The sequence below is a fragment of the Bacteroidales bacterium genome (assembly GCA_018334875.1).
Classification (GTDB): domain Bacteria; phylum Bacteroidota; class Bacteroidia; order Bacteroidales; family UBA12077; genus JAGXLC01.
In genome coordinates, this window is record JAGXLC010000002.1 from 33,043 (window position 1) to 49,023 (window position 15,981).

Below are 15,981 nucleotides of genomic sequence, written 5' to 3' on the forward strand. Positions count from 1 at the left end.
CTTCCAGGTTACAGGATGAGGCGGATAAATAAAATTTATATCTACTCCGACAAATGGCTTTTTCAATCTTTTTGAAATTATAAATCAAAGGCTAAGAAGAATCTGCCACGCCTTCTTCATTTTCCAAAAGAATATTTAAAATTTTTATGGCTGTATCGGGAATCGGCGTTCCGGGACCAAAAATGCCCATAACTCCGGCATCATACAGAAATTGATAATCCTGGGAAGGAATTACTCCACCGACAATCACCATGATATCCTCCCGGTCAAGGTTACGAAGTTCTTCCATAACCTGCGGTACAAGGGTTTTATGACCTCCGGCAAGGCTGGAGATACCCAATATGTGCACATCATTCTCAACTGCCTGCCGGGCGGCTTCGGCCGGTGTCTGAAATAGCGGACCGATATCTACGTCGAAGCCCAGGTCGGCATAGCCTGTTGATACCACTTTAGCACCGCGGTCATGACCATCCTGCCCCATTTTGGCTATCATTATCCGGGGTTGACGGCCTTCTTCACGGGCGAATTGCTTAACCAGCTCCCGCGCTTTCTGATAGGTAACATCATCCTTTGATTCGGATAAATACACACCTGATACGCTTCGGGTTACAGCCGTATAACGTCCCACCACTTTTTCACAGGCATAGGAAATTTCACCCAGTGTAGCCCGTTTTTTGGCTGCCTCAACCGATAATTCCAACAAATTGCCTTCACCCGTACGGGCACATTCAGTGATCCTGTTCAGGGCCTCTTGTACTTCTTCTTCATCACGCGCTTTCTTAAGTTTTTCCAAACGTTTAAGCTGGGCGTTGCGTACCGCTGTATTATCCACATTAAGCACCTCAATGGGTTCTTCTTTATCCGGTTTGTACTTATTAACACCTACGCGTACTTCCTTACCCGTGTCGAGCCGGGCTTGTTTCTTCGCAGCGGCTTCCTCAATACGCATTTTAGGTACACCGGTTTCTATAGCTTTGGCCATGCCCCCGAGATCTTCAATCTCCCTGATATGTTCCCATGCCCGCCTGGCAATCTGATCGGTGAGCTTTTCAACATAATAAGACCCACCCCATGGATCAAGCGATTTTGTTATGTTGGTTTCTTCCTGAAGAAAAATCTGTGTATTTCTGGCAATTCTTGCCGAAAAATCTGTTGGAAGGGAAACGGCTTCATCCAAAGCGTTGGTGTGCAATGACTGTGTATGGCCTAGTGCAGCACCCATGGCTTCAAGGCAGGTTCGGGCTACATTGTTGTAAGGGTCTTGTTGGGTCAAACTCCAGCCCGAAGTTTGGGAATGGGTTCTAAGAGCCATGGATTTGGGGTTTTGGGGATCAAACTGCTTTACAATTTTAGCCCAAAGCATTCTGGCTGCTCTCATCTTGGCTATTTCCGTAAAATGATTCATACCAATACCCCAGAAAAAAGAAAATCTCGGGGCAAAGGAATCAATATCCAAGCCAGCATCCAGACCGGCTCTCAGGTATTCAAGTCCATCAGCCAAAGTATATGCCAGTTCAATGTCTGCGGTGGCACCGGCTTCCTGCATATGATATCCACTTACCGAGATGGAATTGAACCTGGGCATATTTACCGAGGTATATTCAAATATATCGGCGATAATACGCATGGAAAAATCAGGGGGATAAATATAGGTATTGCGAACCATAAATTCCTTCAATATATCATTCTGAATGGTTCCGCTGAGCTTCTCAAGGGAAACTCCCTGTTCGAGCCCTGCAACAATATAAAAAGCCATTACCGGTAAAACAGCTCCGTTCATGGTCATGGAAACTGTCATCTGATCAAGAGGGATCTGATCGAAAAGCACCTTCATATCCAGTATAGAATCAACAGCCACACCGGCTTTGCCCACATCACCGGCAACCCGGGGATGATCGGAATCATAGCCTCTGTGGGTTGCCAAATCAAATGCTATGGATAAACCTTTTTGGCCTGCGGCCAGATTTCTCCTGTAAAAGGCATTGGATTCCTCGGCGGTCGAAAATCCCGCATACTGCCGGATGGTCCACTTGCGCATGGCATACATAGTGGAATAAGGCCCCCTAAGATAAGGAGGGATGCCTGCGGCATATTCCAGATGCTCTAGATTTTCGATATCTTCACGGGTATACACAGGTTTGAGGGAAATTTTTTCCGGGGTTTCCGCAACTGAGCTATATTCAGCCTTTTTCCGTTCACCGGCTTTCTTAATAAATTCGGGCTGTATATTGTTGAAATTTGGTCGCATAATTTATTGATTGTCTTGTTATTTAATACCCAGTAACTGCTGAAATGTCTTTAAAGATTCAACAAGATTGGATTTAATGTGGATAAAATGCCGTAGTCCTTTTTGCCGGAGCATTTCAATGCTGTCTTTGGGATAACCCGCAACCACAATGATGGAAGTATATTTTAACCGATCATATATTGCCGGGGCTACTTCAGGATACTCCTGATCCGAAGAACAAACTACCACAATTTCAGGTTTCTTCTCCAGAGCTGCCTGCACCCCTTCATCTACGGACTGAAAACCAATGTGATCCAGAATTTCAAACCCTCCAGCGGCAAAAAAGTCCGCAGAGAACTGAGCCCGGGCCCTTCTCATCTTTTTATCGCCAATCGTCAGCATGAATACTTTGGGTCTGCGCCCCTTCATCTTATCGGTTTTCAAGCGCAGTTCCTCCATTTCTTCTGCTCCCCGGTAAGGTTTTATGGGCTCCGCTACAGCATGATCCTTTTTATGAGATTCGAGCCACATAAAGGATTCATCATATTTTCCATCCAGTACTTCCTGAGAATTGGGATAAAGATTGATACCCACCAGCACTTCCTTTCGCATGGCAATATTCATATTCCTTTTGTTGGCAGTTTCCCCTATCTTTTCCTGAATGATGCGTTTCCTGAAAGCTTCAATATAGCCTCCTTCATTTTCAATTTCCTGAAAAAGCTTCCAGGAGTGTTCTGCAATGGATTGGGTCAGTTCTTCAATATAGTATGCACCTCCTGCAGGATCAACTACTCTGTCAAAATGTGCCTCTTCTTTAAGTATAATCTGGGTATTGCGGGCTATCCTTCTGGCAAAATCTGTAGGTTCCTCAAAAGGACTGTCATAGGGAGTTACTGAAATGGAATCAGCACCTCCCAGCGAAGCCGACATCGCCTCTGTGGTATCCCGGATCATATTGACATAAGGATCGTACACGGTTTGATTCCAGAAGGAAGTTTCTGCATGGATCTTCATTTGGGTTGAATTGACCTCGGAGGGACCATATGCTTCCACAACCTTTGCCCAAAGCATCCGTGCAGCTCTGAATTTGGCTATTTCAAGGAAATAAGAAGGTCCAACACCAAATTTAAAATGTATATTCCTGGCAGCAACCTCTACACTTACCCCCTGATCGGTAAGATATGCCAGATATTCGTTTCCCATAGCCAAAGCAAATGCCAGTTCCTGCACAATGTTAGCTCCGGCATTATGAATCCAGGCGGCATCTACCGCAAGCACAGAAAAACCAGGTATATCATCCCCTTTTTCAACGAGCTCCTGTATTTCAGGAAACTCCTGCCCGGCTGTCTCACAAAAATTCCCATATTTATTCAAACACCCAAGTGGATTATAATCAACACTGCCTTTTATCTCATCCTTCTCTATGGATTCTTCTTCTATTTTCTCCCGAAGCAAATCCAACACATGCTGCGAAGCATGGCCTGCCCGAAAATTCAATTCAATAACCTGGATACATATATTATCCAGCAACTCCTCAAACTGTTGCCGGTTAAACTTGGTTTCCCCATCAAGTAAAAAACCGATGGAATCGACGCCACAATTTAGCACATTAAGCGCCTCCTTATTGGCCTTTTCCAGATTCGATCTGGCATCCACATCCTGGCGCACAAACCAACTGTTGTCCCGGTCGGTTTTTCCTCTGACCCAGGGAAATTCTGCAGGACGAATATCAAGGTGCCTTATTTCCTTTAAATCCTCTGCCCTATAATAGGGACGCACAGCAAAACCTCCAAGGGGCCGCCATATCAATTTTTTATTGTAGTCTGCTCCTTTGAGATCCTCCTGTATCTTTTCTTCCCATTCTTCTGTGGAAACCGGGGGAAAATCATCTCTAAACCTCAGTTTATCCTGCAATTTCACCATAAAAAAGTATGTTAGATTTACAGTCCAAAAATATATTAATTACCGATTCCATTGAACCTTAAAAATATGATTTATAGCATAATATTCATTCTATTTTAAAACTCAATGAAACGGGCTGATGGTCTGAATACTCGAATTTCAAATCAGTGGTTTCCACATGCAAAGGCTTTATATTGGGAGAAACCAGATAGAAATCAATGATCCTGATTTCAGAATCCTCATTAAAAGGTTTATCCAGGGCGCGATTGGTAGGCGCCCCGGAATCAAACATCCATTTCCATCCGGAAGTCATGAAATCATCTTCAATAACAGGAGCCTGATCCGTGGCATATCGATTGCTTATTTCCGGCAATGAATCAATTCCGGGAGGATACTGATTCCAGTCACCCCCAACAATGATGTAATTGCCATTGCTGTATTCTTCCAGAAGAAATTCCCTCAAATAACTCATTTCCTGCTTTTTTAACTTACCGTTGTCATAAGCCGAATTGTGGGTGTTGACAACAAGCAATTCGGCATCATCCGGTAGTTTGTATCTTGAAACAATGAAGCATCGGTCAAGCATAAACAGCCGCCTGGGCCAGGGATAATTTCCGGGAAAACTATACCGCGTAACCTGCCCGGGGAAAAAACGAGTAAAAGTGGCCAGTCCGCTTTTCACCTTTCCCAACGGAGATTTTACAGGTACAGGAACAAACTGAACCTGGTAATTCCCGGCAAAATATCCGTAAAATTCTTCCATATGGTTGGTAAGGTTATTGAACTGATTGATGTAATGGCTTCTTTTCGAGGAAGTATCTACTTCCTGTAATAGAATAAAATCAGAACTGCGGTTTGTATCCAATACTCCTTTAATCCCCTGCAGGTTTTTTATTGTATTTTCACGGGAAGTTCTGACCTGATCCCCTCCATCATAAAAAAAGCTCATATCTGACCCCAGTCCGCAATATCCTATATTCCAAATTACGACCTGAAAGGTATCTTTTTTTATAACAGATGCATCCGGGTTGTTTTGGATTACTATTTTTTCATCAGGCCTATATTCGGTTATAGTAAAATACAGGAGAAAAACCAGGAATAAAAAGATTATCCCTCCGAGCATGTAGAAAATAATTTTAAGTGCACCCATAACAATTCTGATTTTCGTTTTCAACAAATTTAAGGTTATTTTTTAAAAGAAAGCCTTCCCAGTTTGTGCTTAATATTAATTTCTCTATATTTGACCCTACGTTTTTCGGTTTTTTTGATATTTAAATTTATTCTTATGAAACCAGCATCCAGGAACCTTCACAACAAGAACATGAGTAAGATGCGGGTTCCATGGTGATACAAGCAAAATACATGAATTTGGCATGTAAATCAATTTGAAATTCAAACTTTTAATAAACTGTTATACTAATGAAATTAGGTGTTGTTGTCTTTCCCGGCTCAAATTGCGATCACGATACCTTTTATGCTCTTGGAGAGATCATGCAACAGGAAGTTATTGAGTTATGGCATAAAGACAGAGATCTAAAGGATGTTGATGCGATTGTGCTTCCGGGAGGATTTTCATACGGGGACTACCTTCGTTCGGGTGCAATAGCACGTTTTTCGCCCATTATGGATAGTATAACTGAATTTGCCAACAGAGGCGGCTTTGTTTTTGGCATCTGCAACGGCTTTCAGGTTTTGTGTGAGGCCGGCCTGCTTCCCGGGGCTTTGCTGCACAATGACAATCAAAAGTTTGTGTGTAAAAACATTTACGTACTGCCCGACAACAACGACAATATATTGACCAAAGACCTGAATAAACAGGAGCCCCTGAAAATACCGGTGGCGCACGGTGAAGGAAAGTATTATGCCCCAAAAGATACACTTCAGGATATGAGGATGAAGGGGCAGATTATCTTCAGGTACTGTAATCGTTACGGTGAGATCACCACTGAAGCCAATCCCAATGGTTCACTTGAAAATATTGCAGGTATCTGCAATAAAAATAAGAATGTGTTTGGCATGATGCCCCATCCGGAAAGAGCAGGAGATGATATGTTGGGCAATACCCAGGGAAAGGCCATTTTCCGGTCGGTTATCAACAATCTGCTGCCCCGGTAAATTCGCTTCATGAATACATCGGGAAAATGAAATCCCTGAAACATAGCAGGAATAGTATAGCCGATCCTGCTGCATCAAAACGGATCATAAGTTTTTTATTCTCTGTACGATTGTAAAGGAAAAATAAGACGATCCTCAACAGCAGTTGCAAAAAGAAAAACCCAAATACCTCCGGGCTGCTCTCATTGTAGGCTTTTGCTTTTTGAAAATTCAACCTGACCATCTCGGAAAAGGCTCTTGAGAGCCCGGTGCTTGGGGTCTCTTCACCGGTTATGATCCTGTATTGGGAAGGGATTGGATAATTTTCTTCCGCACGAAAAAGGCCCGAATAGAGGAAGATCATCAGAATAACAGCAGCAAATATTACATTGATAATCTGATATGAATCACTAAAATCAGGCCTTTTCATTCTTTCTTTTGGCATCTAAAGCAGGCAAACGGGATATTTTTGCCTTTTACCTTTCTTTCCTGAGTTTTTCAAGTTCTTCCTCAGCCTTTTTTACCTCCTCATCCTCCTGACCGGAGTTAGAAGCATTTCCTTCTTCCTCATTAATCTCTCCTTCCAGCTCTTCCATCTTTTTTTCCAATTCTTCCATATCTTTTTCGTCTACCTCATTTTCAACACCTTCTTCCATGTCTCTGGAAATCTCCTCCAGATGCTCCAGTTTGTCAAACCATTTCCCTTTTTGATCCACTGCATCCCTGATGAATGCACCCAAAAACAAGAACCATAAAATTGCAATTACCGAACCAACTATAGAAACAACCAAGCCGGCGGTAGGTACCCCTTTGGAACCATTTTCCTGCTTTGCCTGTGACAAACCAATGGCACTTAATACAATACCTACTGCACCGAAAAGCAAAGCAATTATAAAAGTACACCCCATAACGGCAAGGGGAATAGAGATAATACCAAGAACCAAGCCTGCAATTCCCAGCCCTTGACCCGTGTTTGTTTTTTGTTGTTCAACCATAATGCCCTCCTGATTTTTAGTACCTTACCCGTCAAAAATAAAAAAAATATTGTTCAGGCGAATGAATCAATCAATTTTTCTTGACTTCATAAAAAAAAATCAAAAGAATTTTTTTATAATCTATAATAATGTTTATTTTTATCCCTTGACCAATGTTGTACACTTCAAAATTCTAAATTATGGCAAATTCAAAACAAACCAAAGGTGTTATAGGTATTCTTACAGGGGGAGGCGATGTCCCCGGCCTTAATCCGTCAATTCGTGCAGTAACCGTACGCGCTATCCGTGAAGGATATAAGGTAATTGGAATAAAAAGAGGCTGGGCTGGCCTGGTAGATATGGTCAGGGACAAAGAAGCCGACAATTCCAGTTGTTATTCCGAATTAAGCGAAAGCGTTGTAAACAGGGCAGGCCGAACCGGCGGGACTTTCCTCCACAGTTCCCGGACCAATCCTCAAAATGTACCCAAAAGTGCGGTGCCCAAACACCTTCAAGACAAATACAATAAAGAAAAAAATGATCTAACCAGCGAAGTGTTGAAAAATCTGGACTATCTGAATATTGATTTCCTGATTCCTGTTGGAGGAGATGATACACTATCCTATGCAGTCAGGCTGTATAGAGAAGGTGTTAAACTCATCGGTATTCCCAAGACCATGGATAATGATGTGGCTGGCACGGATTATTGCATTGGCTTTAGTACCTGTGTAACCCGCACCATTTCTATGACACACATGCTCAGAACTTCTGCAGGGTCCCATGAGCGGGTTCTGGTACTGGAAGTATTCGGAAGATATGCCGGTTTTACAGCCATGCTGCCTACAATGGCCGGAGCAGCGGACCGATGTGTGATCCCTGAATATAAATTTGAAATTGAAGATCTTACAAGACTACTGCTTGAAGACCGTGCCAAGCATCCCAGCAACTATTCGGTAGTACTGATCTCTGAAGGTGCGATGTATAAAGGCGGCGAAATGGTTTTTGAAGAGCAGAGTAAAGATATGTACGGACATGCCAAATTGGGTGGAGTAGGTGACCTGGTTTCCGCTAAAATCAAGGAACTTTCACCCAAATTGAATAATGGGGTTAAAGTAAGCACCATCAATCAGAAGCTTGGTTATCTTGTAAGAGGCGGTGATCCCGACTCCATTGACTCGATTGTCCCCATGGCTTATGGTAATCTGGCTCTTGATCTGGTGCTGGAAGGTTTACACGGCAGAATGGTGGTATTTAAACACGGGCACTACGACAATGTACCTATTGAAGTGGTAACCGCAAAAAGCAAAAAAGTAAATGTTAAGGAACATTACAATACAGAAAGATTAAGACCGGAGTATAAGAGCTTTGCCATGAAGCCCCTTTTTATCATGACCAGCGAAGTTTAGTTATTACCATAAAGAAACGCCGGAAATTTCCGGCGTTTCTTATACTTTTCATATATAGAAAAATAATCCCTTCATTTTGTCTAAGTAGAGTCTCTTTCAAATCTCTTTGACTTTATGGACAAACACTAAGTAACAACAGCCTTATGATTCATTAGTGTAACAGTTTATTAAAAAATTGAATTTCAAATTGATTTATTTACCAAAATTACAAACTTTGCTTGTATTACCATGGAACCCGCATGCTACTCATGTCCTTGTTGTGAAGGTCCCTAGATGCGGGTTTCATTCGGATAAAGTTTGATTATATGTTTGTAATTCAATCAAATAGAACCTCAAAATTCAAGCCTTGTGCTTCCTTCGCCATGGAACCCGCATGCTTTATTCATTGCCTTGTTGCGAAGGTTCCTAGATGCGGGTTTCATTGGAAGAATCTGACTTTTTAGATCCTCCGGAACTTTTGCTTCCTGACTTCGAGCCTTTTCCGCTCTTCTTGTCAGACTCTTTTTCTTTCCCAATCTTAATATCTGTCATATTTTCCTGAAGTTCAGGTGCATTTTCCTGCGGATTCTTAGCCAAAGCCATCTTTTTCATTCGCTGTTTCTTCCGGGGTCTGCGAACCCCATATGTGTTCCTGAAAATCTTTCCCCTTTTGGTTTTGATATCTCCTTTTCCCATAAATAATCTGGATTTTGGTTAATAATATCTTCTTTATTTAGCCCAAATAATTCAAGAATTAACTTGCCCAAAATTATAAAAAAATTGCTTATAATGAAATGTGTGAATGATAATCATCAACTTTCCGAATGCCGTTTCTTCCTTTCCAACACCAGAATGGAAAAGGAATAGGCATGCTTTTCATCCTTTTCATGATATTTCCGGCTTACCTCTTTCCACTCATCCCAATCCAAATCCGGAAAAAAAGTATCTCCCTCAAATTCAACATGAATCCTGGTAAGGTAAATTCTGTGGACTTTGGGTAATGCCATCCGGTAAATCTGCTCTCCTCCAATTATAAAAGGCTCATCATCATCTTTAGCCAAATCCAGGGCTTTTTCCAGGGAGTTCACCACAAAGCAGCCCTCTGCCCTATAATTGGAATTTCTGGTGATAATAATATTGGTCCGTTCGGGAAGTGGCTTGCCCTGAGATTCAAAAGTCCTGCGGCCGGCAATTACATGATGGCCCCGGGTTGTTCGTTTAAAATGCTTCAAGTCATCAGGCAGATGCCACAACAACTGATTGTCCTTCCCAATGACATTATTCTCCGAAGCTGCTACAATAATGGCAAGCATAAATTTTCGGTTTGGTTGATTTCAACATATAATGCATTACACAACACCATCCACTAAACAGAGACCTTACCCTTTATATGAGGATGGGGGTTGTAGTTTTCCAGCCTGAAATCGGAATACTCAAAGTCAAAAATATTTTTTTTGTCCGGGTTGATCTCCATAGTGGGTAGCTCCCTTGGTTCGCGTGTCAACTGCAGTTTAACCTGCTCAATATGATTCAGATATATGTGGGCATCCCCAAAAGTGTGGATAAATTCAAAAGGTTCAAGATTAGTGGTTCGGGCCATCATCATGGTCAATAACGCATAGGAAGCAATATTAAAAGGTACTCCGATGAAAAGATCAGCGCTCCGCTGGTACAACTGACAGGACAGCTTACCCTCATTCACATAAAACTGAAAAAGAATATGACAGGGAGGCAAAGCCATATTTTTCAAATCACCAACATTCCACGCGCTGACTAAATGCCTGCGTGATTCCGGATTGTTCTTAATCGAATCAATTACCTGTGAGATCTGATCCACATATTCGCCGTCGGGGCCGGGCCATGAACGCCATTGATATCCATATATATGCCCCAGATCACCGTTTTCATCAGCCCATGGGTCCCATATCCTTACCTTGTTTTCGTTGAGGTAGCGAATGTTGGTATCTCCCCTTAAAAACCAAAGCAACTCATAAATGATCGACCTTACATGAAGCTTCTTGGTGGTAATCAAAGGAAAACCCTTCCGAAGATCAAATCGCATCTGGTATCCAAAAGTACTTATCGTCCCTGTTCCGGTTCTGTCATCTTTACGGGAACCATTCTGGAGTACATGATCCAGTAAATCAAGATATTGTTGCATGATAAAAAATTATCGTATACATAAACCTTATAAAATTAACAAATATATAGCAAGTTCAGCTATATTCAAATCCAATTTTTAAATACTTCCGACTTAATTATTAATCAACGGATTAATCTTTAAATTGTTTCGACTATCTGAAAAAATTGTTCAAATGGTTTGGGTCATTCTTTTTAGAACAATAACTTTGAACCAATTTAATCAAATGGTCAAATGTTCGAATATGGAATCTTCAGAATACACGGAGAAAAAAAACATGAGGGAGCATATCATCGATATTGCCCGGGGTATTTTCGGCAAGTTTGGTTTCAAAAAAACCACCGTTGACGATATAGCTCATGACCTGGGAAAGGGAAAAAGCTCCATATACTACTATTTTAAAAGTAAGGAGGAAATCTACAAAGAAGTGATCAACAGGGAAGCAGAAGCCCTCAGGTCAGAAATCTATAAAAAAGTGATCAATACGGAGGACGATCCCAAGGAGAAATTAAGAAACTACGTATTAACAAGAATGCGCTTTTTACATGAGCTGGCCAATTTCAATGAAGCCTTAAAAAATGATTATCTAAAGAATTTTGCCTTTTTGGAAAAAATACGGGAAAAATACGATAAGGAGGAACACGGGATCATACAAAATATTCTTCAGGAAGGCATGAACAAAAATATCTTCCGTTTAAAGGAGGCCGAATTTGCGGCGATGGCTTTTGTAACTGCAATGAAAGGACTTGAGGTGGGCCTGTTCATAAAAAAAGAATATTCACTGGAAAATCTGGAACAAAGACTTGATGAGATGCTGGAAATTATTTTTTACGGACTGGTAAAAAACAACAAATAAAAAATGATGCACATGCAGTTAATCAAAACAAAACATCCTGTTTTATGGATCATACTATTGTCTTCATTTATCACGGGATCACTGAAGGCACAGGAGCAAATGACACTACAGGAATGCCGGGAGCGCGCCTTAAAGCATAATAAGAAAATTGAAATAGCCACGGAAAATGAACTGGCAGTCAATTCACTTGAAAAGTCAGCCAAAACACTTTATTATCCCAACATAAAGTTCAATGGTGGATACTTCAGAATGAATCAACAATTCAGTCTTTTTAGCGAAAACATGTTCCTTCCTGTCGTACCCCAGGAAGTTTTCAGGAATGGATTATCTGTGCTCGATCCGAGAGAAAATCCGGATCTGGTAAGAGAAACCATGGTTACACAGGATGTCAACGGGGTACCCTTACCCGTCGAGGATCCTGAATCAGGTAATCCTATGTTCGAACAATATGCCTTATTGCCCCGTGATGAAGCAAAATTTAATCTGCAGAATGTTTTTTTCGGCAATATAGGATTAAAACAGCCCATCTATATGGGCGGAAAAATTAAACAAACCAACAACATAGCCAAATATAGCAGCCAAATGATGGAGGCTAAAAAGCACGAAAGTGAAGCGGATGTTATTGTTGAAACGGATGAGCGTTACTGGAAAGTCATTTCCCTGAAAGAAAAGGTGAGACTGGCAGAAGAATATAAGAAAAGACTTGACTCCCTGCTAACCGAAGTACAAAATCTTCATGAAGAGGGAATTATAACCAAAAACAAGGTAATGGAGGTTCGGGTAAAGAAGAACAAGGTTGAACTTCAGTTACTAAAAGCCAAGAATGGTCTGGAAATGGGACGCATGGCTCTGAATCAGACACTGGGATTTTCCACGGACACCACCCTTCATTTGGCGGATAGCCTCGGAGAGGTAACGCAGCTAACCAATCCGGAAAATTTCAGAAAGAAGGCTTTGGAAGAACGCGCGGAAATTCATGCACTAAACAATTACCAAAAATTGCAGTAAACAAACCAGTGGCCACTACAATGGCATTTCTCGCCATTGTACTTTTTGGTCTGGTTTCTCTAAACAGACTGCCTCTTGATATCATGCCGGAAATGGAGCTTCCTACCTTAACGGTGATGACAGTTTACCCGGGGGCTTCGGCAGAAGAAGTAGAAAAACAAGTCACCCGGCCCGTGGAAGAAATACTGGCCGGAACGGAAAATCTTAAAGAGATCACTTCTACTTCCAGGGAAAATGTTTCATTTATTGCATTGCAATTCGACTGGGGAGCAAACATTTCGGAGGCTTCAAACAGTGCCCGTGACCTGATTGAACTGGCAAAAAATGAGCTGCCGGATGATGCACAAAGCCCGGTCATCTATAAAGTAAATTCCGCAATGTTCCCTGTTTTGGTTTATGGAATAACGGCCCAGGAAAATTACGATGCCATCAATAATATCATTAAAAACGATATTGCCTCACCCATCAAAAAGATAGAGGGTGTTGGATCGGTAATATATGTCGGTCAACCCGAAAGGGAAATAAAAATCAGGGTTAATCCGAACAAACTGGATGCATACAACCTGTCTGTGGATGAAGTAGCTTCGATATTGAAATCAGAAAACCTTAACATACCGGGGGGAAACATAAAAGTAGGAACCAATGATTTTTCTGTTAAAGTTCCCGCTCAGTTTGAAAGCACAGATGAAATAAGGGATATTCCATTGGTCAGTTTCAACGAAAGGATCATCAAGCTGAAGGACATCGCCACGGTAGTGGATGGTTTCAGGGATAAAGATGTTTACGCCCGCAATAAAGAAGGAGAAGGCGTCGCAATGATGATACAAAAACAAACCGGGGTTAATACGCTGAATGTGACCTCCTCGGTCAGGGACAGAGTGGAGGAACTGCAGGAAGAACTCCCCGATGATGTACAAATATTTGAGATCATGAATACGGATGAGCTGATCGTCCAATCCATAGGGAACCTCTCGGAAACACTATGGTGGGGTCTGCTTTTTGTATCCATAGTGGTATTCTTTTTCCTGAGGGAATGGAGAAACAGCCTGATCATCATTCTAACCCTTCCTTTCTCCCTTATCATTGCTTTCATCATCATGTTTATAGGAGGGTACACCATCAACATATTTTCGCTGATGTCGCTTGTTATAGCCATTGGTTTAGTAGTTGACAACGCCATTGTCGTATTGGAAAATATTGTACAGCATATTGAAAAGGGAAGCAGGCCCAAACAGGCTTCCATCTTCGGAACCCATGAGATGAGTATGGCCATCTCAGCCGCAACAGCTACCACACTGATGGTATTCATTCCGATGATCTTTGTTGGAGGTATAGTAGGCATCCTATTTAAGCAGCTCGCGGTATTGACATCCGTCACCATGGTGGCCTCACTGGTTACTTCCCTCAGTTTAACGCCAACAGCAGCATCCAAATTGCTTAAAGGCCTCAGGGAACAGAAAAAAAACTACAAGGGAAAATTTTATCAGTGGAGCGAACGGAAATTTGAACAGATCGAAGCATTTTACAAACGATCCCTTCACTGGGCACTGCATCATAAAACCTTCACCCTTCTTGCAGCTTTGGTGGTATTTGCAGGAACACTGTATCTGGGAAGAGGCCTCGGTACAGATTACATCCCGGAATTTGACGCAGGAGATATTGCCGTAGTTATCGAAACCGAAGTTGGAAGCCGCGCCAGCCAGACCGACCGGGCCGCAAAAAAGGTTATGCAAATCATACGGGAAGAAGTTCCTGAACTGGAACCCGGTACGCTTGCTTCTGTCAGCGGTCAGACAGAAGACGGCACGCTCAGCTCAGTGGGGTTTGAAGAAGGGAAAAATGTAGCCACCATTCTTGCCCACCTTAAGTTACCCAGCAACAGGGAGCGCCCCGCCAAAGAGATTGGAGCAGATTTGAGAGAACGGATCAATAAAATACCGGAGATAGAAAGTTTTCATGTCATGGCCGGGAGCATCCTTTCCGATGCCATTACCGGTAATGTTCAACCGATTGAAGTGGAAGTGACCGGTAACAATTTTGATGAGCTCAACTCTACTGCTTCCGATATTTATAATGAACTGCAAACCATCGAAGGATTAACCGATCTGCAGACCACGATTGATCAAGGAAAACCGGAATTACAGGTGATTATAGACAAGGATAAAGCCAAGGACATGGCGCTCAACACAGCAATGATAGGCAAGCAGATACGCAGCAGCATCTATGGTGCGGAAGCCGGGGAATTGACTCAAAGCGGAAATGAATATGCAATCAATGTAAGATATGCACCCAATTACCGGAATAAAATCGAGGCGATAAAAAACATTAAAATTACAAATTTGAAGGGAAAGCAGATTCCACTGAAAGCCTTTGCAAACATCAGGCAGGAGCTCGGTCCTCAACAGATTGACAGGAAATCCCAGCAGCGAATCGTTAAGGTAATGGCCAATCTGCAGGATATTTCGCTGGGAAGGGCGGCCACCAAAGTACAGGCCGAAATTGACGGGATCAGCATTCCCACAGGTGTTGATGTAGAAGTAAGAGGCCAGCTCACCGAGCAGGAGCAAGCCTTTAGTGACTTATATCTGATACTGGCGATAGGCATCGCATTGGTATATATGGTTATGGCAGGTCAGTTTGAGTCATTCAAAGATCCCTTCATCATCATGTTTGCACTGCCTTTCACCTTTGTGGGGATTATCTGGGCTTTCTTCGCCACAGGCCTCACGCTAAGCGTTACAACCTTTTTAGGTGTGATTATGCTTATGGGGATCGTGGTGAATAACGGAATTGTACTGGTAGATTACACCAAATTACTCAGGAAAAGAGGCTACAGTCTTTATGATGCTGTACTGGAAGGAGGGCGCTCGAGAATGCGTCCGGTTCTGATGACCTCATTCACTACCATACTCGCTATGCTGCCTATGGCCCTGAGTCAGGGAATGGGACGAGAGATGTATTCTCCCCTGGGGGTTACCATCATCGGTGGAATGCTAATTTCCACCATCGTAACCCTGATCATAGTGCCTGCAATATATACCGTATTCCATATAAAATCTGCAAATGACGAAAAATAATATTTTGCCATGAAAATGATTTATGTAACCTGTAATGTAAGCGTCAGAGAACCCCTCATCAACATGTTGGAAGACAACAAAGTAAGCGATTACCAGATTATAGAACAGGTACCGGCAAAAAACGTTAAAGGGGAACCAAGGCTGAATACGGCTGTTTGGCCAAGTTACAATTCGTCCATATTCATGCAGTTTATGGATGATAACCGCGCCAAAGCAATCATGGAAAAAATCAGGGAATTCAATCAAAATGCTTACAATGACAACGAACTTGCAACAGCATGTATGTGGACCCTGGATGATTATTTCTATGACTAAATA

Annotated in this window: 14 protein-coding genes; 6 read left to right on the plus strand and 8 right to left on the minus strand. The window is 42.2% G+C overall.

Annotated features, from left to right (window positions below; genetic code table 11):
* Positions 1 to 91 precede the first annotated feature (91 nt).
* The 3 genes from scpA to KGY70_00385 form a co-directional block, all read right to left on the minus strand.
* On the minus strand, positions 92 to 2,248 hold the full coding sequence (gene scpA / locus KGY70_00375; protein MBS3773617.1) for a methylmalonyl-CoA mutase: 2,157 nt from the start codon (positions 2,246 to 2,248) through the stop codon (positions 92 to 94).
* 18 nt (positions 2,249 to 2,266) lie between these two features.
* Positions 2,267 to 4,150 (minus strand): methylmalonyl-CoA mutase small subunit, encoded by a 1,884-nt coding sequence (locus KGY70_00380; protein ID MBS3773618.1) that lies wholly within the window; start codon positions 4,148 to 4,150, stop codon positions 2,267 to 2,269.
* Between the two features lie 85 nt (positions 4,151 to 4,235).
* Positions 4,236 to 5,279, minus strand: a complete 1,044-nt coding sequence (locus KGY70_00385; protein MBS3773619.1) for an endonuclease/exonuclease/phosphatase family protein — start codon at positions 5,277 to 5,279, stop codon at positions 4,236 to 4,238.
* Between the two features lie 269 nt (positions 5,280 to 5,548).
* On the opposite strand from KGY70_00385, the gene purQ reads away from it, so the two are divergent.
* Positions 5,549 to 6,244, plus strand: a complete 696-nt coding sequence (gene purQ, locus KGY70_00390; GenBank protein MBS3773620.1) for a phosphoribosylformylglycinamidine synthase subunit PurQ — start codon at positions 5,549 to 5,551, stop codon at positions 6,242 to 6,244.
* A 7-nt stretch (positions 6,245 to 6,251) separates the two neighbouring features.
* Here the strand turns inward: purQ and KGY70_00395 are convergent, their stop codons facing one another.
* Positions 6,252 to 6,653, minus strand: coding sequence for a hypothetical protein (locus KGY70_00395; GenBank protein ID MBS3773621.1), 402 nt, complete (start codon positions 6,651 to 6,653; stop codon positions 6,252 to 6,254).
* Between the two features lie 46 nt (positions 6,654 to 6,699).
* Positions 6,700 to 7,218 (minus strand): DUF4190 domain-containing protein, encoded by a 519-nt coding sequence (locus KGY70_00400; GenBank protein MBS3773622.1) that lies wholly within the window; start codon positions 7,216 to 7,218, stop codon positions 6,700 to 6,702.
* A 179-nt stretch (positions 7,219 to 7,397) separates the two neighbouring features.
* Here KGY70_00400 and KGY70_00405 point away from each other — a divergent pair, with 179 nt between their 5' ends.
* Entirely contained in the window at positions 7,398 to 8,603 is a 1,206-nt protein-coding gene (locus KGY70_00405) for an ATP-dependent 6-phosphofructokinase (GenBank protein ID MBS3773623.1), read from the plus strand.
* A gap of 405 nt (positions 8,604 to 9,008) precedes the next feature.
* On the opposite strand, the gene KGY70_00410 is transcribed toward KGY70_00405, so the two are convergent.
* The 3 genes from KGY70_00410 to KGY70_00420 all read right to left on the minus strand — a co-directional run bounded on the left by KGY70_00410 (position 9,009) and on the right by KGY70_00420 (position 10,743).
* Entirely contained in the window at positions 9,009 to 9,278 is a 270-nt protein-coding gene (locus KGY70_00410; protein ID MBS3773624.1) for a 30S ribosomal protein THX, read from the minus strand.
* Between the two features lie 116 nt (positions 9,279 to 9,394).
* Positions 9,395 to 9,895 carry a dihydrofolate reductase gene (locus tag KGY70_00415; GenBank protein MBS3773625.1) on the minus strand — a complete coding sequence of 167 codons (501 nt, stop codon included), beginning with the start codon at positions 9,893 to 9,895 and terminating at the stop codon, positions 9,395 to 9,397.
* A gap of 53 nt (positions 9,896 to 9,948) precedes the next feature.
* Positions 9,949 to 10,743, minus strand: coding sequence for a thymidylate synthase (locus KGY70_00420; GenBank protein ID MBS3773626.1), 795 nt, complete (start codon positions 10,741 to 10,743; stop codon positions 9,949 to 9,951).
* A 223-nt stretch (positions 10,744 to 10,966) separates the two neighbouring features.
* Between KGY70_00420 and KGY70_00425 the strand changes: the two genes are divergently transcribed.
* The 4 genes from KGY70_00425 to KGY70_00440 are packed head-to-tail and all read left to right on the plus strand — an operon-like array spanning position 10,967 to position 15,978.
* Positions 10,967 to 11,578: a TetR/AcrR family transcriptional regulator gene (locus KGY70_00425; GenBank protein MBS3773627.1), complete on the plus strand. Its 612-nt coding sequence runs from the start codon at positions 10,967 to 10,969 to the stop codon at positions 11,576 to 11,578.
* A gap of 12 nt (positions 11,579 to 11,590) precedes the next feature.
* Complete coding sequence (locus tag KGY70_00430; protein MBS3773628.1) at positions 11,591 to 12,586, plus strand: TolC family protein; 996 nt, start codon at positions 11,591 to 11,593, stop codon at positions 12,584 to 12,586.
* A 20-nt stretch (positions 12,587 to 12,606) separates the two neighbouring features.
* Complete coding sequence (locus KGY70_00435; protein MBS3773629.1) at positions 12,607 to 15,663, plus strand: efflux RND transporter permease subunit; 3,057 nt, start codon at positions 12,607 to 12,609, stop codon at positions 15,661 to 15,663.
* 9 nt (positions 15,664 to 15,672) lie between these two features.
* Positions 15,673 to 15,978 (plus strand): hypothetical protein, encoded by a 306-nt coding sequence (locus tag KGY70_00440; protein MBS3773630.1) that lies wholly within the window; start codon positions 15,673 to 15,675, stop codon positions 15,976 to 15,978.
* Positions 15,979 to 15,981: the final 3 nt, after the last annotated feature.

Excerpts from the sequence above, each read along its gene's own strand:
- KGY70_00410 (MBS3773624.1), bottom strand. The coding sequence starts at position 9,278 with ATGGGAAAAGGAGATATCAAAACCAAAAGGGGAAAGATTTTCAGGAAC.
- KGY70_00395 (MBS3773621.1), bottom strand. The coding sequence starts at position 6,653 with ATGAAAAGGCCTGATTTTAGTGATTCATATCAGATTATCAATGTAATA.
- KGY70_00400 (MBS3773622.1), bottom strand. The coding sequence starts at position 7,218 with ATGGTTGAACAACAAAAAACAAACACGGGTCAAGGGCTGGGAATTGCA.
- purQ (MBS3773620.1), top strand. The coding sequence starts at position 5,549 with ATGAAATTAGGTGTTGTTGTCTTTCCCGGCTCAAATTGCGATCACGAT.
- KGY70_00385 (MBS3773619.1), bottom strand. The coding sequence starts at position 5,279 with ATGGGTGCACTTAAAATTATTTTCTACATGCTCGGAGGGATAATCTTT.
- KGY70_00380 (MBS3773618.1), bottom strand. The coding sequence starts at position 4,150 with ATGGTGAAATTGCAGGATAAACTGAGGTTTAGAGATGATTTTCCCCCG.
- KGY70_00435 (MBS3773629.1), top strand. The coding sequence starts at position 12,607 with ATGGCATTTCTCGCCATTGTACTTTTTGGTCTGGTTTCTCTAAACAGA.
- KGY70_00415 (MBS3773625.1), bottom strand. The coding sequence starts at position 9,895 with ATGCTTGCCATTATTGTAGCAGCTTCGGAGAATAATGTCATTGGGAAG.
- KGY70_00440 (MBS3773630.1), top strand. The coding sequence starts at position 15,673 with ATGAAAATGATTTATGTAACCTGTAATGTAAGCGTCAGAGAACCCCTC.
- KGY70_00405 (MBS3773623.1), top strand. The coding sequence starts at position 7,398 with ATGGCAAATTCAAAACAAACCAAAGGTGTTATAGGTATTCTTACAGGG.
- KGY70_00430 (MBS3773628.1), top strand. The coding sequence starts at position 11,591 with ATGCAGTTAATCAAAACAAAACATCCTGTTTTATGGATCATACTATTG.
- scpA (MBS3773617.1), bottom strand. The coding sequence starts at position 2,248 with ATGCGACCAAATTTCAACAATATACAGCCCGAATTTATTAAGAAAGCC.
- KGY70_00425 (MBS3773627.1), top strand. The coding sequence starts at position 10,967 with ATGGAATCTTCAGAATACACGGAGAAAAAAAACATGAGGGAGCATATC.
- KGY70_00420 (MBS3773626.1), bottom strand. The coding sequence starts at position 10,743 with ATGCAACAATATCTTGATTTACTGGATCATGTACTCCAGAATGGTTCC.